Origin of the sequence: Oscillibacter sp. PC13, assembly GCF_900115635.1 — a bacterium.
GTDB lineage: Bacteria > Bacillota > Clostridia > Oscillospirales > Oscillospiraceae > Oscillibacter.
This window is the reverse complement of the sequence record NZ_FOXE01000003.1, coordinates 157,887-177,285: the sequence shown is the minus strand read 5'-3', so window position 1 is coordinate 177,285 and position 19,399 is coordinate 157,887. Positions and strand designations below refer to the sequence as shown.

General features: G+C 58.7%; 25 protein-coding genes and 1 pseudogene. 24 read left to right on the top strand and 2 right to left on the bottom strand.

Annotation, left to right across the window (positions count from 1 at the left end):
* Positions 1 to 300 (top strand): annotated as a pseudogene (locus tag BMZ81_RS02820) (hypothetical protein); the annotation flags it as partial.
* A gap of 195 nt (positions 301 to 495) precedes the next feature.
* Here the strand turns inward: BMZ81_RS02820 and BMZ81_RS02815 are convergent.
* On the bottom strand, positions 496 to 1,392 hold the full coding sequence (locus BMZ81_RS02815; RefSeq protein WP_091128372.1) for a LysR family transcriptional regulator: 897 nt from the start codon (positions 1,390 to 1,392) through the stop codon (positions 496 to 498).
* A gap of 367 nt (positions 1,393 to 1,759) precedes the next feature.
* On the opposite strand from BMZ81_RS02815, the gene BMZ81_RS02810 reads away from it, so the two are divergent.
* From BMZ81_RS02810 to ruvB, 12 genes are all read left to right on the top strand, one after another.
* Positions 1,760 to 2,182: a hypothetical protein gene (locus BMZ81_RS02810; RefSeq protein ID WP_091128371.1), complete on the top strand. Its 423-nt coding sequence runs from the start codon at positions 1,760 to 1,762 to the stop codon at positions 2,180 to 2,182.
* A gap of 229 nt (positions 2,183 to 2,411) precedes the next feature.
* Positions 2,412 to 3,551, top strand: a complete 1,140-nt coding sequence (gene tgt, locus BMZ81_RS02805) for a tRNA guanosine(34) transglycosylase Tgt (protein ID WP_091128369.1) — start codon at positions 2,412 to 2,414, stop codon at positions 3,549 to 3,551.
* A gap of 146 nt (positions 3,552 to 3,697) precedes the next feature.
* Positions 3,698 to 4,087, top strand: coding sequence for a preprotein translocase subunit YajC (yajC, locus tag BMZ81_RS02800; RefSeq protein ID WP_242942546.1), 390 nt, complete (start codon positions 3,698 to 3,700; stop codon positions 4,085 to 4,087).
* Between the two features lie 69 nt (positions 4,088 to 4,156).
* Positions 4,157 to 4,570 carry a TIGR04086 family membrane protein gene (locus BMZ81_RS02795; protein ID WP_177187168.1) on the top strand — a complete coding sequence of 138 codons (414 nt, stop codon included), beginning with the start codon at positions 4,157 to 4,159 and terminating at the stop codon, positions 4,568 to 4,570.
* 366 nt (positions 4,571 to 4,936) lie between these two features.
* Entirely contained in the window at positions 4,937 to 5,572 is a 636-nt protein-coding gene (locus tag BMZ81_RS02790) for a stage II sporulation protein M (RefSeq protein ID WP_242942545.1), read from the top strand.
* Positions 5,573 to 5,598: 26 nt separating this feature from the next.
* Entirely contained in the window at positions 5,599 to 6,483 is an 885-nt protein-coding gene (xerD, locus tag BMZ81_RS02785; RefSeq protein WP_091128364.1) for a site-specific tyrosine recombinase XerD, read from the top strand.
* A gap of 134 nt (positions 6,484 to 6,617) precedes the next feature.
* Positions 6,618 to 7,097 carry a sigma-70 family RNA polymerase sigma factor gene (locus BMZ81_RS02780; protein ID WP_091128362.1) on the top strand — a complete coding sequence of 160 codons (480 nt, stop codon included), beginning with the start codon at positions 6,618 to 6,620 and terminating at the stop codon, positions 7,095 to 7,097.
* A complete protein-coding gene (locus BMZ81_RS02775) occupies positions 7,094 to 8,497 on the top strand; it encodes a DUF4179 domain-containing protein (RefSeq protein WP_091128360.1) in 1,404 nt (467 codons plus the stop codon). The genes BMZ81_RS02780 and BMZ81_RS02775 overlap by 4 nt, the downstream gene beginning before the upstream one ends.
* A gap of 185 nt (positions 8,498 to 8,682) precedes the next feature.
* On the top strand, positions 8,683 to 9,192 hold the full coding sequence (ruvC, locus tag BMZ81_RS02770) for a crossover junction endodeoxyribonuclease RuvC (RefSeq protein ID WP_091128358.1): 510 nt from the start codon (positions 8,683 to 8,685) through the stop codon (positions 9,190 to 9,192).
* An 86-nt stretch (positions 9,193 to 9,278) separates the two neighbouring features.
* A complete protein-coding gene (gene ruvA, locus BMZ81_RS02765) occupies positions 9,279 to 9,884 on the top strand; it encodes a Holliday junction branch migration protein RuvA (protein WP_091128355.1) in 606 nt (201 codons plus the stop codon).
* A gap of 2 nt (positions 9,885 to 9,886) precedes the next feature.
* Positions 9,887 to 10,045, top strand: coding sequence for a hypothetical protein (locus BMZ81_RS13995; RefSeq protein WP_177187156.1), 159 nt, complete (start codon positions 9,887 to 9,889; stop codon positions 10,043 to 10,045).
* Between the two features lie 12 nt (positions 10,046 to 10,057).
* The gene (gene ruvB / locus BMZ81_RS02760; RefSeq protein ID WP_091128352.1) at positions 10,058 to 11,119 is read left to right on the top strand and encodes a Holliday junction branch migration DNA helicase RuvB; all 1,062 of its coding nucleotides are present in this window, start codon (positions 10,058 to 10,060) and stop codon (positions 11,117 to 11,119) included.
* Between the two features lie 82 nt (positions 11,120 to 11,201).
* Here ruvB and BMZ81_RS02755 read toward each other — a convergent pair whose 3' ends face one another.
* Complete coding sequence (locus tag BMZ81_RS02755) at positions 11,202 to 11,411, bottom strand: hypothetical protein (protein WP_143072726.1); 210 nt, start codon at positions 11,409 to 11,411, stop codon at positions 11,202 to 11,204.
* Between the two features lie 80 nt (positions 11,412 to 11,491).
* Between BMZ81_RS02755 and BMZ81_RS02750 the strand changes: the two genes are divergently transcribed.
* The 11 genes from BMZ81_RS02750 to BMZ81_RS02700 all read left to right on the top strand — a co-directional run bounded on the left by BMZ81_RS02750 (position 11,492) and on the right by BMZ81_RS02700 (position 19,320).
* Entirely contained in the window at positions 11,492 to 11,704 is a 213-nt protein-coding gene (locus BMZ81_RS02750) for a helix-turn-helix domain-containing protein (RefSeq protein WP_091128348.1), read from the top strand.
* Entirely contained in the window at positions 11,701 to 12,447 is a 747-nt protein-coding gene (locus tag BMZ81_RS02745; protein WP_091128346.1) for an AAA family ATPase, read from the top strand. The genes BMZ81_RS02750 and BMZ81_RS02745 overlap by 4 nt, the downstream gene beginning before the upstream one ends.
* Before the next feature lie 34 nt (positions 12,448 to 12,481).
* Positions 12,482 to 13,837 (top strand): phosphoglucosamine mutase, encoded by a 1,356-nt coding sequence (gene glmM / locus BMZ81_RS02740; RefSeq protein ID WP_091128344.1) that lies wholly within the window; start codon positions 12,482 to 12,484, stop codon positions 13,835 to 13,837.
* 65 nt (positions 13,838 to 13,902) lie between these two features.
* Positions 13,903 to 14,544 carry a sigma-70 family RNA polymerase sigma factor gene (locus tag BMZ81_RS02735; protein ID WP_091128341.1) on the top strand — a complete coding sequence of 214 codons (642 nt, stop codon included), beginning with the start codon at positions 13,903 to 13,905 and terminating at the stop codon, positions 14,542 to 14,544.
* A gap of 38 nt (positions 14,545 to 14,582) precedes the next feature.
* A complete protein-coding gene (locus BMZ81_RS02730; protein WP_091128340.1) occupies positions 14,583 to 14,864 on the top strand; it encodes a zinc-ribbon domain containing protein in 282 nt (93 codons plus the stop codon).
* Between the two features lie 196 nt (positions 14,865 to 15,060).
* The gene (locus tag BMZ81_RS02725) at positions 15,061 to 15,270 is read left to right on the top strand and encodes a DUF1858 domain-containing protein (protein WP_091128337.1); all 210 of its coding nucleotides are present in this window, start codon (positions 15,061 to 15,063) and stop codon (positions 15,268 to 15,270) included.
* 129 nt (positions 15,271 to 15,399) lie between these two features.
* The gene (locus BMZ81_RS02720) at positions 15,400 to 16,101 is read left to right on the top strand and encodes a class I SAM-dependent methyltransferase (RefSeq protein WP_091128336.1); all 702 of its coding nucleotides are present in this window, start codon (positions 15,400 to 15,402) and stop codon (positions 16,099 to 16,101) included.
* On the top strand, positions 16,085 to 16,876 hold the full coding sequence (locus BMZ81_RS02715; protein ID WP_091128334.1) for a Nif3-like dinuclear metal center hexameric protein: 792 nt from the start codon (positions 16,085 to 16,087) through the stop codon (positions 16,874 to 16,876). The genes BMZ81_RS02720 and BMZ81_RS02715 overlap by 17 nt, the downstream gene beginning before the upstream one ends.
* A gap of 6 nt (positions 16,877 to 16,882) precedes the next feature.
* Complete coding sequence (locus tag BMZ81_RS02710; RefSeq protein WP_091128332.1) at positions 16,883 to 17,617, top strand: YebC/PmpR family DNA-binding transcriptional regulator; 735 nt, start codon at positions 16,883 to 16,885, stop codon at positions 17,615 to 17,617.
* A gap of 270 nt (positions 17,618 to 17,887) precedes the next feature.
* Complete coding sequence (locus tag BMZ81_RS13860; protein WP_143072725.1) at positions 17,888 to 18,277, top strand: DUF6291 domain-containing protein; 390 nt, start codon at positions 17,888 to 17,890, stop codon at positions 18,275 to 18,277.
* Between the two features lie 62 nt (positions 18,278 to 18,339).
* Entirely contained in the window at positions 18,340 to 19,320 is a 981-nt protein-coding gene (locus BMZ81_RS02700) for a helix-turn-helix domain-containing protein (RefSeq protein WP_091128329.1), read from the top strand.
* Positions 19,321 to 19,399: the final 79 nt, after the last annotated feature.

Here is a 19,399-nt window from a genome sequence, read left to right as displayed (position 1 = left end):
CGGCTGTTCGGCGACGAGAGCCTGTTTTTGGGCTATGAGAACGTCCGCTTCACGGCTCCCGTCTACGCCGGCGACTTCATGGAGTACACCGGCTGGATTGAAAAGGTGGGCAACACCTCTCTGACCTGCAAGTTTGAGGCATACAAGTACATCACCCTGCCCCGCGACCCTGCTCTGGCGGACTCCGCCGCGGACGTCCTCCCCGAGCCCGTCCTCTGCGGCGAGGCTGTCGGCACCCTGGTCGTGAAGAAGCCCTTCCAGCGCATTGACCACGCTGACCCCAAGTTCCAGGTTCGCTGAGAAACAGGTACCCCCTCATTTTGATCTCCCCAATTTGCGGGCGGCCGCAAAAGCCAACAAAAGGCGCCAGCTTCTGCATCGGCAGAGGCTGGCGCCTTTTGGCGCGAACGGGCCTGTTTCGGAAGGGCGGGGCAGGACGCACTTTGCTTGCGGAGATACCATTCAGACATAGCCGGACAGTACCGGCACTTCTTCTTACAGGACGGTAAGATGCCGGGAGTCCATCTGCTGAGCAGCCTTTTTGGAAATACGGATCAATTCCCGTACCGCTGGTGGGGCCTGCCTCAGAGATTTCACGGCAATGCCAAGGTTCCGCCCAAAGCCGCCCTCAAGCTCCCGCGCGACGACATTGCGGGGGAGAATGTCCTGCAGCAGACTGCTGCTGACAGAAATGCCGAGGCCATCTGACACCAGGGACATAGCTGCTACGTCACTTGTGACATAGTAACGGATGCTTGGAGAAAAGGGCGCATTTTTCAGGGAAGCATCGAAATAGTCGTCAAATTCCGGTCCGAATTTAATGAAACTGCAGCCGTTGAGCAGGGAGGGCGGAACTTTTTCATAAGAAGCAAATGGATGATCCTCCCGCATGATTACGCAGATCCGATCTCTGATCAGCGGAAGAAAGGTAAATCCCTTTGGGGCAAGATTCACCATAAACGCCAAATCAATGGATCCCCGGATCAAAGAGTCCTGCAGGCCGCTGAGCAGCAGTTCCTGCAGGTGGATCTGAATGCTGGGATAGATATCGGAAAAGCTGCGGATTGCCCGGGGGAGAAAGCCGAGCATCATACTGGTGTAGGCCCCAAGATGAATGGTTCCAGAGAGAAGGCCGTTAATAGAGGATATGGTTTCCTGCAGAGCGTTTTCGTCGTTGATAATCTGGCAGCAGGCATCAAGGACCTGTTTGCCATTTTCCGTGAGCAGGATACCGTCCCGGTTTCGGATAAACAGCGGAAAACCGAATTCCCGCTCCAATGATTCAATCATGTGGCTGACGGCAGGCTGGGAATACCCGAGCTGTCTGGCTGCGCTTGTCAGACTGCCCGTCTGCGCAATTTTGACAAATGCCCGATATTTGGAAAGACTCATGTGCGGCACCGCCTTCTGCAAAGCGCTCTCTGCAATAACATAAGAAGAGTATAACTGGAATGCAGAAAACAATCAAGATGTCCATTTGCCCGCTCCATGGCGAACTGAATTCAAAAAGTGAATCAGACACATTAAATAAAAGAATGACCAGCGGCCGCCGCCGGTGAAACGACAGCCGATACAAATGCTACCTTGAAGCTGCAAGCCCTGGAATCAGAAATCCGAATGGTATCCATTCTGTTTCTGCAATTTACTTTTGCATACTTTCGCCTGTATCATGAGAAACAGAAAATACCTGCCCCAGCCAGGGCCAAGGATGGGGCACTAAATCGGATGAAACCAAGAAGGACTGTGGGAGGAATCTGCCATGATTGGAAGTAAAATGACACTGCGGGTACGGATGGCTGCCGGAGAAAATAGTACTGGCGGCACTGCAGACTTCTGGGGAGATGCGGGAAATCAGCTTGCCATCCGTCTCTTTGGAGATGACCGCCTTTTTATGGGCTATGACAGCACAAGAAATCTGGCCCCTGTCCATGATGGCGATTTTGTGGTGTATATCGGCTGGATTGAAACGATGGACAGACACAAGTTGACCTGCAAGTTTCAAGCCTATAAATATGCTGCTATGACCCGGGAAACCAGCCTGGCCATCTTGTCAAACAATGCGGCTCCAGAGAAAATACTCTGCGGAGAGGCAGTAGGTGCGCTGCTCCGCCGTTCCACACAAGATGGCAGTGGATCTGTCTGCTGGCGCCATGCCGGCCGTCATGCTGCCGGAAAAAGGTGACGCGCATGATTTATCCGTGTGCTTTCCTCCGGAAAAGCGCGCCTCCGTACACTGCAGAGACGCGCTTTTTTCCTGCTCTGAGAAGCGAGCGGCTTTTCCTTGCGCAGTGGGGCTGTATGTGATATCATAAAATCTCAGCCACTGTCTCATGTACGGACGTTGGTGCGTAAAGCGCGGTGGATGGGTGTCACCACCTGAGCAAATGAAGAATAAGAGAGAGTATGATGATATGTTTGAAGTGATCAAGACGGAAGGCCATGCCAGACGTGGCCGTTTTTCCTGTGCCCACGGCGGTGTGGTTCAAACGCCGGTGTTCATGAACGTGGGGACCCAGGGCGCCATCAAGGGCGGCGTCTCCGCCCATGACCTGAAGGAGGTGGGTTGCCAGATTGAGCTGAGCAACACCTATCACCTGCATCTGAGGCCTGGCGACAAGATTGTGCGGCAGATGGGCGGCCTTCATAAATTTATGGATTGGGACGGTCCCATTCTGACGGACTCCGGTGGGTTCCAAGTGTTTTCTCTGGCATCTTTGCGGAAAATCAAGGAGGAGGGTGTCACCTTTGCCTCTCATATCGACGGCCACCGGATTTTCATGGGGCCAGAGGAGTCCATGCAGATTCAGTCCAACCTGGGCAGCGACATCGCCATGGCCTTTGACGAGTGCGTGGAGAACCCGGCCCGGTACGAGTACGCCAAGGCCTCCGTGGAGCGGACGCTGCGGTGGCTGGAGCGGTGCAAGGCGGAGCACGACCGGCTGAACAGCCTGCCGGACACCGTGAATCCAAAGCAGATGCTCTTCGGCATCAACCAGGGCGCCACCTTTGCCGACCTGCGGGCCTGGCATATGCAGCAGATTGCCAAAATCGACTGCGACGGCTTTGCCATCGGGGGTCTTGCGGTAGGAGAGCCGGCGGAGGTCATGTACGAGATAATCGACGTGGTGGAGCCTTATATGCCAAAGGAAAAGCCCCGGTATCTTATGGGCGTCGGCACCCCAAGCAATATCATTGAAGCTGTCAGCCGGGGGGTGGACTTCTTCGACTGCGTAATGCCCTCCCGCAACGGCCGCCACGGCAAGCTCTTCACCTGGGAGGGGACCGTCAACATCCTCAACGAGAAATACACCACCGACGAACGGCCTGTCAGCGGGAGCTGCCAATGCCCGGTGTGCCGCAGTTTTTCCCGCGCATACCTGCGGCATCTCTTTAAGGCGGACGAGGTGCTGGCCCTGCGGCTGGCTGTGCTGCACAACCTGTATTTCTACAACGATTTGATGGCGAACATCCGAAAGGATCTGGACGAGGGGACGTTTGCGGACTTCCGGGCCAGGTACAGCGGGCGGCTGGAAAAACGGGCGGAGTCATGACGCACAGAGCCATTTTTCCTGCCGAAAACATACCTTTTTGCAGATATCAATTTTGCAGATATCAATAAAAGAGCTTGCAAAACCCGCTGGGTTTGATATAATAACTTTATTGCAAATTTTTAAAGAAAAAGGAGTTTCAAACGACTATGGATCAGGGTATGTCTACCATTTTTATGCTGCTTCTCATGCTTGCCATTTTCTACTTCATGCTGATTCGCCCGGAGAATAAGCGGAAAAAGCAGGCTGAGGAGATGCGCAGCAGCCTGAAGAAGGGTGATGTCATCACCACCATCGGTGGTATCGTGGGCAAGATCGTGACGGTGAACCAGGACACCATCATCATTGAAACCAGCGAGGATCGTGTCCGGATGGAGATTACCAAGTGGGCTGTTTCCACCAACGGTGTCCAGACCGGCGAGGCACAGGCCAAGAATAAGAAGAAGGGCGAGAAGGCGGAGGAGCAGACCGCCGAGGCACTGCCTGAAGAGCCTGTCGATGAGATTCCCGCTCCGGAAGAAACGGAAAAGCAGGACTGATTCATTCATAAAACCACCCTCCCCAGTCATACGCTTTCGTAAGAGCGTATGAACTGGGGAGGAATTTTTATGGGAAAAAATCACAAGCAGGCGGCGGCCTGGACCGTCTATGCAACAGGAATCCTCTTGTCACTTGGCGTATATCTTGCAAGCCAGCTTCTTCTGACACTTCTTTTGGTGAAGGGAACGCTGCCGGAGGGACGAAGCTTTCCCGCGGTGGCGGTGTGCTGTGTGCTGTCGGCCTTTGCCGGGGGAATGTTCTGCGCACGGCGCTCTGCCCTTGGAACGCTGGCAGGGGGGATGCTGGCGGCGGCCGGTTTTACTGCGGTGCTGGTTGCGGTTGGGCTTCTCTGCTGGGACGGCATTACCTGGATGGGGCATGGCGGGATTCTCCTGCTGTGTGCCTTGGGAGGCGGACTGCTGGCTGGGCTCCTGAGCAGCCGCCGCGGCCGCCGGGTAAAGCGGAAGAAGCTGCATAAGTGAAATTGCCGCTGGTGATATTTCACAAAATTTTCAGCTCTCTCAAAAGAGGGAGGGACATTGGGCCCGCCCGGTCCGACAGAGCGGGGTGGGGCGGGGAGATGGCAGATTTGGGGCGGATCTCCGGAGAAGGGTACTAGATGTTGCCCTTTCTCCGGAGTATGTACCGGTTTGATTGACGGCCCGTTTATTGTGTTTACATAATATTGTTTACATAATATTTTGTCATAAATTACAAAAAAGAAGAAATTCCAGCAAATTCCTTGATAAAGAAAGCGAATTGCACTATATTAGATTTAAATAAGGTTTACGTTAACGGTTTCATAATTGCCTCACTTGCCGCATACGGATAGGACGAGGTGAGGCAGATTGAACTGGAGAACGCGAAAAAATCAGGGCCGTATTCAAGAAACACCGCTGCCGCGCCTGTTCCTGCTGGCGCTGTTTTTTTTCGCCGGTGTCATTTTGGGACAGGTCTTGGCAGGACGGGTGCCGGATACCACGGGTTCTGAGTTGAAGCGCTATTTGTCAGATTATGTGCGGCTTGGCGGTGAAATGGCGCTCTCCTCCGGAGCGGTGCTTTCCACGCTGGTGATTTATTTTCGGTATCCGCTGCTGGCTTTTTTCCTTGGCTTTGCGTCCATTGGGATTGTTCTGCTGCCCTGTGTAGCGGCGGCATACGGCTTTTTCCTGTCCTTTTCCGTCAGTTGCTTTACGGCGGCCTTTGGTACCGACGGCGTGTTGCTTGCGCTGGCGGTGTTTGGTGTTCGCTGCCTGGTGACGCTGCCGATATTTTTCCTGCTGGCGGTTCCCTCTTGGGGGACGGCCTTTGGGCTTGCCGCCGTGTCTTTTGGGAGAGGCCGGCGGACGGCGCCGGTGGTATATGGCCGCGCATTCTGGATGCGGCCCTGTGCCTGCACAGCTGTGCTGCTGGCAGGCGTGTGTGTGGATTTGTGCTTGTCGCCGGTGTTTTTGCGGCTGGTTTTGGCGCATATGGCGGTTTGACAAAAGAGAGAGAGGGGCATCCCGGCATGGATTATATTGCAGAATATGGTACATATCTGGCAGAGGAGAAGCACGCTTCCCCCAATACCGTCAGTTCCTATCTGCGGGATGTGACTCAGTTTGCAGAATATCTGCAGAGTTACCATCAGGGCTGCGACCTGAAGCGGGCCAAGGCGGAGATGGTTCAGGGCTATATGGGCTGGATGCAGGGCCGCGGGAAGTCCGCCGCGTCCATCACCCGCTTTTTGGCCTCTATCAAGTCCTTTTTCAACTATATGGTCTCTGCCGGCACGGTGAAGACAAATCCGGCCAAGGGCCTCTCCGCCGGCCGGGCAGAGAGGAAATACCCGGAGATATTGACCAGCAAGGAAGTGGAGCTGTTTTTGGAGCAGCCCCAGTGCGTGGATGCTAAAGGATTCCGGGACCACGCCATGCTGGAGCTGCTGTACGCCACAGGCATCCGGGTCAGCGAGCTGATCTCGTTGGATCTGGACGATTTGAACCTGGCCGCCGGCTTTATCCACTGCGCGAGCAAGGGCAAGGAGCGGATCATCCCCCTGTACCACGTGGCGGTGAAGGCCCTGCAGGACTATGTGAAGGACATCCGGCCCCAGCTGATTGCCGACAGTGGGGAGCGGGCCCTCTTCGTCAACATGAACGGCGAGCGCATGAGCCGCCAGGGCTTCTGGAAAATCATCAAGCACTATCAGGAGAAGGCGGGGATTGAAAAAGACATCACGCCACACACCCTGCGCCACTCCTTCGCCGTGCACCTGCTGGAAAACGGCGCGGACCTCCGCTCCATCCAGGAGATGCTGGGCCATGCGGACATCTCCTCCACGCAGATTTATACCCACGTGGTGAAAAAGCAGCTGAAGGATGTGTATCAGAAGGCGCATCCCCGGGCATAAGAACTTTGCGTCAGCACGGCGTCAGCCGTGCTGATTTTTTTCTTCTTTGCGGGCTGCGCAAAAATTTTTTCCCTTCCGCAAACAAAACCGCCGCCATGTTCATCTAACAGACAGAAAAGAGAGGAGGGGCGCCCATGGACCAGGAGGAATTCGCCGTTCGGACGGAGGCACTGAAAAGCCGCCTGTACCGGACCGCATATCTGTATCTGGGCAGCGAGGCCGACGCCCTGGAGGCGGTGGACGAGGCGGTGTATCAGGCACTGCGGGCGCTGCGGACGCTGCGTGAGCCGAAATTTTTCGAGACCTGGATCACCCGTATTTTAATGAACACCTGCCATCAGGAGCTTCGCCGCCGCAAGCGCTTTGCCCGCACCGGAGAGGAGGCCCTGCCGGAGGACGCCGGGCCGGACGCCTATGACGGACTGCCCTTGAAGGAGGCGGTGGGCCGTCTGCCGGAGGAGCTGCGGACCGTGGTGATCCTGCGGTTTTTCGCCGGGTACACTCAGGCGGAAACCGCCGCCGCGCTGAACATCCCACAGGGGACGGCAGCCACCCGGCAGCGCCGGGCGCTGGCCCTTTTGCGGCTGGAACTGGGAGAGGAGGAGACGACATGACCCGGAACGAGGAATACGCCGCCCTGCTGGCAACGCTGGAGGAGACGCCCCCGGCGCTGGAGGGGACAGTGGAACGGGCGCTGGCGCGAAAAAGAGCCGTTCGGAACAAGAAGCGGATTTTCGGCATCCCCGCCGTGAGCCTGGCCGCCTGCTTTGCGGCCTTTGTGCTGCTGGTGAACCTGTTCCCGCCCTTTGCCGCCGCCTGCGGAGGCGTGCCGGTGCTGCGGGAGCTGGCCAAGGCCGTGGCCTGGTCGCCCAGCCTCTCCGCCGCAGTGGAAAACGACTATGTCCAGCCCATGGGCCAGTCCCAGACGGTGAACGGCATCACCGCCACCGTGGAGTACGTGATTGTGGACCAGAAGCAGCTGAACATCTTTTTCACTCTGAAGGGGGACTACGACAATCTCTCCGCGGAGATGCCGGACTTCTCCCCGGAGCAGCACTGCGCCGTCCAGGGGGCGGATTACCGGGAGGCGCCCGGAACGCTGCTGCACTTTACCCTGGACTATATGGACGCCGACGTGCCGGAGGGCTTCACCATGACCTTCGGGGCTACCACTTATGTGGAACAGCCCTATGACTGGGATGCTCCGGAGTCCTCCATCCTGGACGAGCGGGAGGAAAAAGAGCCGGACATTCTGGCGGAATTCACCTTTGACCTGCGATTTGACCCCACCTACACCGCGCAGGGCGAGCGGATTCCCGTGAACCGCTCCTTTACCCTGGACGGCCAGACCCTCACCGTCACGGAGGCGGAGGTGTACCCCACCCACGTGCGCATCAATGTGGCCGGGGACGAGAACAACACGGCCTGGCTGGAGGGTCTGGAATTCTATCTGGAGAACGAGGACGGGGAGCGGTTTTCCCCCATCTCCAACGGCATCTCCAGCAGCGGCGACCCGGACAGCCCCGCCATGTGGTCCTTCCGGCTGGAGAGCACCTATTTCAGCCGCAGCGACCACCTGACCCTCCACATCACCGGCGCCAAATGGCTGGACAAGGACATGGAGCGAATCCGCGTGAATCTGGCGGACCGGACGGCCGAAAAACTGCCGGAGGGGGTGGAGCTGTACAGCGCGGAGCGGAAGGACGGGGGCTGGATCGTCCAGTTCAGCGCTCCGGAGGAGGAAGAACTGCACTTCTATCAGCTCTTCGGCATGACCTATTATGATGCCGAAGGGAACCCCTACGAGATGGGCAGCCACTCCGTCGTCACAACGCCCTATTTTGAGGGTACCATCACCGACGAGGCGGCGATGGAGGCCCATGACAAGGCCGGGGAAGGGAAGTTCTTCGAGGTGTTGCCCCTTCGGAACTACCCGGCAGACGAGGTGTGGCTGTGCCCCAGCTTTTCCCACACCACCGCGGCGGAGCCCCCTGTGGTGATTGCCATCAAATAACGCCCGCAAAAAAGGGCACGCCCAGTCTCCCGGGCGCGCCCTTTTTTGCGGTTGCACAGGGGCGGAAAGTTTGGTATACTGAATAGGAATATCGGCAAATCCTGATAGAAGTTTGATAAGATTCTGTACCGGCCGGGAGGCGCGCCCTTCGCTGCTCCCGGCAGGATGCTGCAAGGGGAGGCTCCATGCGGATTCTAGGCATCGACCCCGGCATTGCCACCATCGGCTTTGGCCTGGTGACGGCGGAGCGGGGACAAGTCCATATGGTGACCTACGGCGCTATCACTACCCCCGCCGGACTGCCCCTTTCCCGCAGACTTTACCAGATCGGCACGGACATGGAAGATCTCATCGGGCAGCTGAAGCCGGATGTCATCTCCATTGAGGAGCTGTTTTTCAATACGAACCTCACCACCGGCATCGCCGTGGCCCATGGACGGGGCGTGCTCCTGTACGCCGCGGAGAAGTGCGGCATTCCCCTGTACGAGTACACGCCGGGGCAGGTGAAGCTGGCAGTCACCGGATACGGCAAGGCGGAAAAGCGCCAGGTAATGGACATGACAAAGCGGCTTTTGAAGCTGAAGGCTGTGCCCCGCCCGGACGACGCAGCGGACGCATTGGCGTTGGCTCTTTGCCATGCAAGGAGTTTCACTTCACGGCTGCCCAGTGTGTCAGAGGCAAAGGAAACCATTTGAACCAGGCTGCCGGCGGCCGCGGAATCCGCTTCCACCCGCTGGCGGTGAACATGCAAACGGGCTGAAGGAAGCCACAGGAGGCACATATGTTTTACTATCTGGACGGCACGGTGGCAGAGATTCTGCCGAATCTGGCCGTCATGGACTGCGGCGGCGTGGGCTACGCCTGCAAAACCACCAACAACACCCTGGCAAAGCTGAAAAAGGGCCAGCGGGCGAAGCTCTATACCCACCTGAACGTGGGGGAGGGCATCTTCGAGCTGTACGGTTTTGCCGCCCAGAACGAGCTGAACAGCTTCCGGCTGCTGATCGGCGTCTCCGGCGTGGGGCCCAAGGCGGCGCTGGCAATCCTCTCCGTGGGCACGCCGGAGACGCTGGCCATGGCCATCGTCACGGGGGACGAAAAGTCCCTGACGGCGGCCCCGGGCATCGGCAAGAAGATTGCCCAGCGGATCATCCTGGAGCTGAAGGACAAGATGGCTAAGGAGACGGCAAACGGACTGGACTTCTCCGGCGGCAAGGGGGCTGCGGCATCGGCCATGTTCTCCAGCAAGGCTGCGGAAGCCGCCCAGGCGCTGGCTGTGCTGGGCTATTCCAGCGCGGAGGTGGGCCAGGCCCTGAAGGGCGTGGACGTGGAGGGCCTTCCGCTGGAGGAAATCATCCGGCAGAGCCTGAAGAAAATGGTGAAATGAGTATGAACGAACAAACGAAAAAAGCCGCCAAAACCGGCATCACCTTCGGTTCCTGCCTTGCCATGGTCATTTCCTACACCACATGGCGGTCTGTGGGCTGGGCCATCTTCCACGGCCTTTTGAGTTGGGCCTATGTGCTCTATTTCGTTTTGCGGTATTGAGGAAGTGACACTTTGAGCATCGACTTTGGAAACGACATTTATGAAGAGCCGCTGGTGGCCAAGACCTTCTTGCAGGAGGACGCGGCGGAGGGCTCCCTCCGGCCCAAGACGCTGGCGGAGTATATCGGCCAGGAGAAGGCAAAGGAAAACCTGGCCATCTTCATCGCCGCCGCAAGGAAGCGGCAGGAGGCTCTGGACCACGTGCTGCTCCACGGCCCCCCGGGCCTTGGCAAGACGACGCTGGCGGGCATCATCGCCCAGGAGATGGGGGCGGGCATCCGCATCACCTCCGGCCCGGCCATTGAAAAGCCCGGCGACCTGGCGGCGCTTTTGACGAACCTGAATGAGGGGGACATCCTCTTCGTGGACGAAATCCACCGGCTGAACCGCTCGGTGGAGGAGATTTTGTACCCCGCCATGGAGGACTATGCCCTGGACATCATCGTGGGCAAGGGGCCGTCCGCCAACTCCATCCGGCTGGATCTGCCCAAATTCACCCTCATCGGCGCCACCACCCGGGCGGGCCAGCTGTCCGCGCCATTGCGGGACCGGTTCGGGGTGACGCTGCGGCTGGAGCTGTATACGGCGGAGGAGCTGAGCGAAATCGTCACCCGCTCCGCGGCCATTTTAAACGTGGACATCGTGCCGGAGGGTGCCTATGAAATCGCCCGCCGCAGCCGGGGCACGCCCCGGATTGCCAACCGGATGCTGCGCCGGGTGCGGGACTTCGCCCAGGTGAAGGCCGACGGCGTGATTACAAGGGATGTGGCGGACCAGGCTCTGTGCGCCCTGGAGATTGACCATCTGGGGCTGGATCCCATTGACCGGCGGATGCTGGGGGCCATCATCGAAAACTACGGCGGCGGCCCCGTGGGGCTGGAGACGCTGGCCGCCACCATCGGGGAGGAGGCCGTGACGCTGGAGGATGTGTACGAGCCGTACCTGATGCAGCTGGGCTTTCTGACCCGGACGCCCCGGGGCCGGTGCGTCACCCAGAAGGCATACGGCCACCTGCACCTGCCCATTCCCGGCGGTGCGGATGCGGCGGACCCCATGGAACAGCTGACGCTGTGAAAGCAGGGCCCCCGCCGAAACCCGGCGAAGCGGCTTTGGCGGGGAGAGGGCCGGAGCGGCGCGCAGGCTGTTTTGACGCGGCTCAGCCCGGGAGGCCCCGCCCGGTGCGCAGGCCCAGCAAAAAGGTGTGGATGGCGGTGAATTCCAGCGTCTTTTCATACTCCTCCCGGAACTGGTGCTCCAGGTCGCCGTCCATGAGAGAAATCCACATCTCATACTCGTCCTGCGGCGCCGCGTCCAGCTGGGGCTTGATATAGTGGGCATAGAGCCACTTCATGAAATCGGACATCATGATACCACCTTTCACATACACGAAATTTATTTCGTGTATGTATCATATTACGAAACTGATTTCGTGTCAAGGAGAAACTTATGAAATTTGCGGAAAGATTGCGCGAATTACGAAAAGAGCAGGGAGAAACGCAGGTGCAGGTTGCGAAAGCGATTGCAATGACAGTGCGCCAATATCAAGGTTTGGAAGGTGGAACCAGTTTACCAAATTTCCAAAATCTTTGGGCCCTGGCGGATCACTTCGGCGTGTCCCTGGACTATCTGGCGGGCCGCTCCGACCGGCGGGACGTATGATGGAATACCTGGCCTCCGTCCGCCTGGGGCAGGAGCTGCCGGAGCATACATACCTCCGCTCCCTTGGCCCGGTCCGGTACCTGATGGCCGGCCACGCCCTGGAATTCGACCGGCCCGTCACCTTTCTGGTGGGGGAGAACGGCACGGGCAAGTCCACTCTGCTGGAGGGCGTCGCCGTGGCCTGCGGCTTCAACCCCGAGGGCGGCACCCGAAACTTCACCTTCTCCACCCGGGCCACCCATTCCTGCCTGGGGGAGTACCTGACCCCTGCCCGGCGGCGCTATCCAAAGGACGGATTCTTCCTCCGGGCGGAGAGCTTTTACAACGTGGCCACCAACATCGACGAGATGGAGGAATCCCCCTGGGGAAGCGGGATTCTAAAGTCCTACGGCGGGAGATCCCTCCACCGCCAGTCCCACGGGGAGAGCTTCCTCGCCCTGGTGCAAAACCGCTTGGGCGGGGAGGGGCTGTACCTGCTGGACGAGCCGGAGGCGGCGCTGTCGCCCTCCCGGCTCCTCACGCTGATGGCGGAGATGGACGCGCTGGTGAAGGCGGACTCCCAGTTTGTGGTGGCCACCCATTCGCCCATCCTCATGGCCTTCCCAAACGCCCGCATCTATTTGCTGGACGGGGAGGGCATCCGCCCGGCGGACTACCGGGAGACGGAGCACTATCAGCTGACACGGCAATTTCTGGAAAACCCGGAGCGGATGCTCCACTATCTGCTGGGTAATTCTGACTGACATCATTTTCATATAGAAGGGAATCTTAACAACTATGGGTAAACTGTTTGGAACCGACGGCATCCGCGGCGTGGTGGGGGAGAACCTGACCGCCGATTTGGCCTTCCGCGTGGGGCAGGCCGTGGGCACGGTGCTGATGGAGGAGAAGGGGAGCCGCCCCACCGTGGTGATCGGCAAGGACACCCGCATCTCCTCCGATATGCTGGAATCCGCCCTGATGGCGGGCATCTGCTCCGTGGGGGGGGACGTGAAGCCGGTGGGCACCATTCCAACTCCCGCCGTGGCGTATCTTGCCATGCAGGAAAAGGCGGACGCGGGCATCGTCATCTCCGCCAGCCACAACCCCTATGAGCACAACGGCATCAAGGTCTTCAGCGGCCAGGGCTATAAGCTCTCCGACGAGGTGGAGGCCCGGATTGAGGAGAAAATCCTCAGCCATGCCCCCATGAAGCTCCGCACCCGGGAGGAAATTGGCCGCCGCCACCATGGCATGCGCCAGCTGAAGCGGGACTACATCGATTTTGTGGCTTCCACCATCGAAAGCGATTTGGCGGGGCTTCATATCCTGTGCGACTGCGCCAACGGCGCCGCCAGCGCCACCGCGCCGGAGCTGTTCGGCCGCTTCAAGGCCCACACGGACTTCATCCACCGGGACCCGGACGGCGTCAACATCAACAGCCGCTGCGGATCCACCCATCTGCGGGATCTGGCCGCCGCCGTGGTGAAGGGCAGATACGACGTGGGCGTGGCCTTTGACGGCGACGCGGACCGCTGCCTGCTGGTGGATGAACAGGGCGGCGAAATTGACGGCGACAAGGTGATGGCCGTCTGCGCCCTGGACATGAAGCGCCGGGGCAAGCTGGACGGCAACACCATCGTGGCCACCGTCATGAGCAACCTGGGCCTTCACGAGTTCTGCCGGGAGAACGGCATCGACCTCCGCTGCACGAATGTGGGCGACCGGAACGTGCTGGAGGAGATGCTGAAGTACGGCTTCCGCATCGGCGGAGAGCAGTCCGGCCACACGATTTTCACGGAGCTGGAGACCACCGGCGACGGCGAGGTGACGGCCCTGCAGTTTTTGCAGGTGCTGGCCCGGTCCGGGAAGAAGGCCAGCGAGCTGACGGCGGTCTGCGCCGCCTATCCCCAGGTGCTTCTCAACGTGGAGGTGCCCCACAGCGGCGGCGTGAAGGAGCGGATGATGGCCTCTCCGGAGCTGAAGGCCGCGGTGGAGCGGGAGGAGGCCGCCCTGGGCGGCGCCGGCCGGGTGCTGGTCCGGGCCTCCGGCACGGAGGCGCTGATCCGGGTGATGGTGGAGGCGAAAACCACGGAAAAAGCAGAGTCTGTGGCGAAAGTACTGGCGGATTTCATAAAAACACAGAAAAATTAAGAATTTTGTCTGGCATTTTTCATAATTTGCTTGACATTTCAATGAGGAAACAGGTATAATACAACATGTGCATTCGCATTAAGAACACACAGCAGTCCCTGATGGAGACCAGCGATGAAGTCCTCTGCACCATGGCAGCCTCCGGCAGCCGGGATGCGGAAGAGATTCTGGCCACCCGATACAGCCGTCTGGTTCGGACCTGCGCCCGCCCATTCTTTTTGATCGGCGGCGACAGCGAGGACTTGACCCAGGAGGGGATGTTGGGCCTTATCAAAGCGGTCCGCGAGTATGATGCATCCAAGGAGGCGTCCTTTCGGACCTTTGCAGAAATTTGCATTCGCAACCGGCTGTATTCCGTTCTCCGCGCCGCGGCGCGGGATAAGCATGTACCGCTTAATCAGTCGGTTTCTATGGATACACCCTTCTTTGACAGCAATTCCTACACCTCTGGAACCAGTAATTTGGCGCAGCGCAATCCTGAAGAGTCTTTCATCGACAGGGAGCACACAGCAGCCCTCTTATCCGGTGTCCGGAAACAGTTGTCCGAATTCGAAGCGAAGATTTTGGGGTACTATTTAGACGGTCTTTCATGCAGGGAAATTGCCGAGACGGTAGGCAAGCCCCCAAAGTCCGTGGACAACGCCGTGCAGCGCATTCGGCGCAAGGTGGCGCGGCAACTTCTTTCCGGCGATTTCAGCGAAAGCTGAACGCAATATATTTTTCTTTTCAAAGAGAGGGTAACATCATGTTCGAAGACAAGACTTTAGTGTGCAAAGAGTGCGGCCAGGAGTTCGTGTTCACCGCCGGTGAACAGGAGTTCTACGCAGAGCGCGGCTTCCAGAATGAGCCCCAGCGCTGCAAGTCCTGCCGGGATGCTCGCAAGAACGCTGCCCGCGGTCCCCGCGAGTATTTCACCGCTGTTTGCGCTTCCTGCGGCGGCGAGGCGAAGGTTCCTTTCGAGCCCAAGTCTGACCGTCCGGTCTACTGCAGCGAGTGCTTTGCCAAAATGCGCGATCAGCAGAGATAACAAGCCGTCTTCGGTTTTTATAATTGCGATCAAAGAGACGTCCGCAGTGATGCGGACGTCTCTTTTTTACTGCCAGAACCGCAGAGGGGTGGACAAAACTGGCGAAAGGTGCACTTTTCTCATAATTATCTATTGAATTTGCGCAAATAATAAGATATAATACCACCGTTGAAATTTAGATTGGAGGAACACTCTTATGATTACCATTACGAAGGACACCATCATTGGTGATATTCTCGACATTGCCCCCCAGACGGCCCCCATCTTCCTGTCCATTGGCATGCACTGCCTGGGCTGTATGTCCTCCCGCAGCGAAACTGTGGAGGAGGCCTGCATGGTCCACGGCGTGGACTGCGAGAAGCTGCTGGCTCTGGTGAACGAGGAAGCCAACAAGAAGGCGGAGTAAGCCGCAGAACAGCCATCTGACGGGACGCATACGGGAAAGCCGTATGCGTCCTTAAACCGGCCGGCGGGAGCCTATTTCCAATTGCCGGCTGTTTGATCACTTTCTAAAAATCGACGCAGGGAGGAACACATGGCCAAACAACTGGATCTTTCCCCGCGCCTGCAGCGCCTGGCCGACTGGGTGCCGGAGGGCGCCCGTCTCGCTGATGTTGGCACAGACCACGCCTACCTGCCTGTGTGGCTGGTACTGCAAAACCGCGTGGCCTCTGCCATTGCCAGCGACCTGCGCCGCGGCCCGCTGGAGCGGGCCCGGGAGACCGGACGCTTCTGGCATGTGGAGGATCGGATGGACTTCCGCCTGTGTGACGGCCTTTCCGGCATCAAAGAGTCGGAGTGCGACACGGTAACGATTGCCGGCATGGGAGGCGAAAACATCGCCGCCATCCTGGCTGCCGCTCCCTGGACGAAGGATGGAACCCATACCCTGCTGCTCCAGCCTCAGAGCAGGGCAGAGGTGCTGCGGGGCTTTTTGGCCGAAAACGGCTATATCATCCGGCGGGAGGCACTGGTATTGGATCGGGGCATCCTCTATCCCATTATGGAGGCCGGAGCGGGAGAGATGTCCCTCTCCGCAGGACAGCGCTGGTGCGGCGCAAAGCTGCTGCACGATCCCCTGGGGGAACGGTACATCATAGAGAGGATCATTCAGCTGCAGGGTGTTGTGGCGGGCAGGAACCGGTCGGCCGACCGGGCGGCCGCCGACGATCAGCGTGGGGTGATCACCGATTTGCTTGCGATGAGAGAGGAGTGGCGCCATGCCAACTGTCCGTGAAATTGAACAGCGGCTGTTTGCTCTGGCGCCCAGGGACGGGGCCATTGAGTGGGACAACGTGGGCCAGCTGCTGGGGGATCCGGAGCAGGAGATCTCCCGGGTGCTTGTGGCGCTGGACATCACGGAGGCCGTGGCCGACGAGGCCATCGCCCAAGGCTGTAAGCTGATTGTCAGCCACCACCCGGTGATGAACTGCAAATGGCTGCCGGTACAGTCGGTCCGGAGTGACACGCCCCAGGGTCACCTGCTGTTAAAGCTGCTGCGCAATGGCGTCAGCGCCATTTGCATGCATACAAATTTGGATGTTGCCAAGGGAGGGGTCAACGATTGCCTGGCGGAAGCGCTGGAGCTGATCGACCCTGGGCCCCTGGGTGATCCGGAGGGCCTTTGCCGGATGGGCACGCTGCCCGCCCCCATGCCGCTGGCGGAGTTTGCCGCCTTTGTCTGCCGGGCGCTGGGCGCCAACGGCGTGCGGTACGCCGGGGCGAACCGGCCTGTGCAGCGGGTTGCCGTTGGAGGCGGCGCCTGCGGCGAGTACGAGGCGGCGGCCATGGCCGCCGGGTGCGACACCTTCGTCACCTCGGATCTCAGCTATCACCAGTTCCTGGACGCGGAAGGGAAGGGCATCAACCTGATTGACGCCGGACATTTCCCAACAGAGGATCCTGTCTGCGCCAGGCTTATCACGCATCTGACGGAGCAGTTCCCCGAACTCTCCGTTACCAAATCCGCTTCCCACCGGGAAGTGATTCAGTACTATGTAAAAGGAGTTTGATTCACCATGTCTGGACATTCCAAGTGGCATAATATTCAAAAGACAAAAGGTGCGGCCGACGCCAAGCGCTCCGCTGCCTTCACCAAGATTGCAAAGGAGATTATCGTGGCCGTGAAAGAGGGCGGCAGCGGCGATCCCAACAACAACTCCCGCCTGGCCACCGTCATTGCCAAGGCTAAGGCCGTCAACATGCCAAACGACAACATCAAGCGCACCATCGACAAAGCGATGGGTGCCAGCAGCGGGGACAACTATGAGGCCGTTACTTACGAGGGATACGGTCCCGGCGGCGTGGCCGTGATTGTGGAGGCCCTGACCGACAACCGCCAGCGGACCGCTCCCGAGGTCCGGCACGCCTTCGACAAGTGCAACGGCAACCTGGGTGCTCAGGGCTGCGTCAGCTGGTCCTTTGACAAGAAGGGCGTCATTGTCATCGACAACGAGGACGGCGAGCTGGAAGAGGACACCGTCATGATGGACGCGCTGGAGGCCGGTGCCGCGGATTTTGAGGCCGATGGCGACGCTCTGGAGATCACCTGCGACCCCGATGCCTTCAACGATGTGGTAAAGGCCTTGGAGGGGAAGGGATACAGCTTTGTCAATGCAGAGATTGAAATGGTTCCCCAGAACTACATTACGCTCACCGGAGAGGGCGATGTGAAGAACATGGAGAAGCTCATCGACATGCTGGAAGACAATGACGACGTCCAGAACGTCTGGCATAACTGGGACAACGACTGATTACAGCATGTTATCAGGCAGTGCATGCTGTATGCAGAATGTGTGAATATCCGGAGGGGCGGCACATGCCGCCCCCCTTTTTTTATGCAAAAAATTCAACAAAAGTTTTGTTTTGTGCAATTGAAAGAGCGGAATGCAGAAAGGTCCATCTCCTTATCCATTACAGAAACCATTTCCATTTCCTTATCCTTTCCCTTTACACGCGTTCAGATTGCACACAGACGTGCAAAAAGGCCTGTCCGGGGCTTGCTTCATAGGAGGAGGGATACTTTGACGGAAAAGAAGTGCTTTATTTTATATTTTGACGCCTATCCGCTGCTGGAGCTGCTGACGCCGGAGCAGCGGGGGTGGCTGTTCTCTGCGGTGTTTGGCTATGCCGTTCGGATTGCGCGGGAGCCGGGGCTTTCCCAGGAGACGTTTCTGCAAGCGTTTCCACAGATGGACGACGACACCCGGATGGCCTGCCGCTTTATCTGCAACAGCATCGCTCGGGACACCGAGAAGTGGATGCTGCAAAGGGCGGCCAGAGATCGGCGGCGCGCCGGGGTAGAGCAGCCCTGCCGGACGTCCAATCAGCCCGGTGCGGAGAACAACGGCCAGCCGGTCTGGATGCGGCGCTATATTCAGCGGTGGCCGTCCGACGATGAGAAATCCCACTGATTCTACCGCTGGTCGGTTGCCATTTTCCAACCGACAGGCTACACTGGAGACGAGGTGAGACCATGGACAAAGAGGCATTTGGGGCGTTTATCGCAGAAAGGCGCAGGGAACAGGGCCTGCTGCAGCGGGATCTGGCGAATCGGCTCCATGTGACGGACAAGGCCGTCAGCAAGTGGGAGCGGGGATTGAGCTACCCGGACGTAACACTGCTGGAGCCGCTGGCATCGGCCCTGGGCATGCGGGTGGAGGAGCTGCTGGCCTGCCGCAGGCATACGGCGCCTGCTGAGGAATCAGAGAGAGGAGAGGAGCCTGTGAAAAATCTGCTGGACATCTCCGGCGACAGCGTGCGCCGGGAACGGCGCAGATCCTGGCAGCGTCTGGCGGCGCTGGCGGGCATGGTGCTGCTGACAGGACTGACGATCTGGTACTGCGCCACTTACGTAACGGAGGTGCGGGAAAGCACCGTTTTTTTGAAGGAGACAGTGGACGGAACGAACTATCTCTATGTAGAGCTGTGGGATCAGGGACATCTTCTGAAGCTCCGATGTGGACCAAACGTGGATATTGATGCCGTCATCCCCGGCAGCAGCATCTACCAGCTGGACTGCCGCTGGAACCGGAGAAGCCATCAGGGAACGGTATCAGCCTGTGCACCCACAGGCAGTGAGTCTCTGGGCAGGATCACAGACGCGGTCTTTGACGAGGGGGAAGGCCCTCTGTTTAATCTGCCCATGGTATACCGCAGCAGCGGGGAATACTACCGAAATCCTTATGGAGTTGGGTACTTATGCGATTATACCTGCTGGGTTCTGCTGGATGAAGAAAATTGGGAAACCGAGACGATTCTGACCGTGGAGGACTGCCTGAGCGCGATTCCATGGGATTTGGACAGTGACAAGGAAAATGAGCTTGTGGTTCGGACCCGCTGGCCGGAAAAGCCCTATACCGTCTATGACTGGGCGGATGGGGAAATACGGGAGAGCTGGCCGGACACGGTGCCGCAGGAACTGCAGGAGCAGCTAATCTGTATCTGGGAGCAGTAGGGCGGCTTTCTTTCCAAGAAACATATACAGGGGTTTTCGCAGGCATCCCCCGGCGGTAAAAACCGCCGGGGGATGCCCG

What these genes read in the sequence shown, in the direction of transcription:
- yajC (WP_242942546.1), top strand. Translation starts at nt 3,698, where the DNA reads ATGGATCAGGGTATGTCTACCATTTTTATGCTGCTTCTCATGCTTGCC.
- BMZ81_RS02710 (WP_091128332.1), top strand. Translation starts at nt 16,883, where the DNA reads ATGTCTGGACATTCCAAGTGGCATAATATTCAAAAGACAAAAGGTGCG.
- BMZ81_RS02750 (WP_091128348.1), top strand. Translation starts at nt 11,492, where the DNA reads ATGAAATTTGCGGAAAGATTGCGCGAATTACGAAAAGAGCAGGGAGAA.
- BMZ81_RS02795 (WP_177187168.1), top strand. Translation starts at nt 4,157, where the DNA reads ATGGGAAAAAATCACAAGCAGGCGGCGGCCTGGACCGTCTATGCAACA.
- BMZ81_RS02780 (WP_091128362.1), top strand. Translation starts at nt 6,618, where the DNA reads ATGGACCAGGAGGAATTCGCCGTTCGGACGGAGGCACTGAAAAGCCGC.
- BMZ81_RS02720 (WP_091128336.1), top strand. Translation starts at nt 15,400, where the DNA reads ATGGCCAAACAACTGGATCTTTCCCCGCGCCTGCAGCGCCTGGCCGAC.
- BMZ81_RS02730 (WP_091128340.1), top strand. Translation starts at nt 14,583, where the DNA reads ATGTTCGAAGACAAGACTTTAGTGTGCAAAGAGTGCGGCCAGGAGTTC.
- BMZ81_RS02810 (WP_091128371.1), top strand. Translation starts at nt 1,760, where the DNA reads ATGATTGGAAGTAAAATGACACTGCGGGTACGGATGGCTGCCGGAGAA.
- BMZ81_RS02735 (WP_091128341.1), top strand. Translation starts at nt 13,903, where the DNA reads ATGTGCATTCGCATTAAGAACACACAGCAGTCCCTGATGGAGACCAGC.
- BMZ81_RS02755 (WP_143072726.1), bottom strand. Translation starts at nt 11,411, where the DNA reads ATGATGTCCGATTTCATGAAGTGGCTCTATGCCCACTATATCAAGCCC.
- BMZ81_RS02700 (WP_091128329.1), top strand. Translation starts at nt 18,340, where the DNA reads ATGGACAAAGAGGCATTTGGGGCGTTTATCGCAGAAAGGCGCAGGGAA.
- xerD (WP_091128364.1), top strand. Translation starts at nt 5,599, where the DNA reads ATGGATTATATTGCAGAATATGGTACATATCTGGCAGAGGAGAAGCAC.
- BMZ81_RS02815 (WP_091128372.1), bottom strand. Translation starts at nt 1,392, where the DNA reads ATGAGTCTTTCCAAATATCGGGCATTTGTCAAAATTGCGCAGACGGGC.
- BMZ81_RS02745 (WP_091128346.1), top strand. Translation starts at nt 11,701, where the DNA reads ATGATGGAATACCTGGCCTCCGTCCGCCTGGGGCAGGAGCTGCCGGAG.
- BMZ81_RS13995 (WP_177187156.1), top strand. Translation starts at nt 9,887, where the DNA reads ATGAACGAACAAACGAAAAAAGCCGCCAAAACCGGCATCACCTTCGGT.
- glmM (WP_091128344.1), top strand. Translation starts at nt 12,482, where the DNA reads ATGGGTAAACTGTTTGGAACCGACGGCATCCGCGGCGTGGTGGGGGAG.
- BMZ81_RS02725 (WP_091128337.1), top strand. Translation starts at nt 15,061, where the DNA reads ATGATTACCATTACGAAGGACACCATCATTGGTGATATTCTCGACATT.
- tgt (WP_091128369.1), top strand. Translation starts at nt 2,412, where the DNA reads ATGTTTGAAGTGATCAAGACGGAAGGCCATGCCAGACGTGGCCGTTTT.
- ruvA (WP_091128355.1), top strand. Translation starts at nt 9,279, where the DNA reads ATGTTTTACTATCTGGACGGCACGGTGGCAGAGATTCTGCCGAATCTG.
- BMZ81_RS02775 (WP_091128360.1), top strand. Translation starts at nt 7,094, where the DNA reads ATGACCCGGAACGAGGAATACGCCGCCCTGCTGGCAACGCTGGAGGAG.
- BMZ81_RS02715 (WP_091128334.1), top strand. Translation starts at nt 16,085, where the DNA reads ATGCCAACTGTCCGTGAAATTGAACAGCGGCTGTTTGCTCTGGCGCCC.
- ruvC (WP_091128358.1), top strand. Translation starts at nt 8,683, where the DNA reads ATGCGGATTCTAGGCATCGACCCCGGCATTGCCACCATCGGCTTTGGC.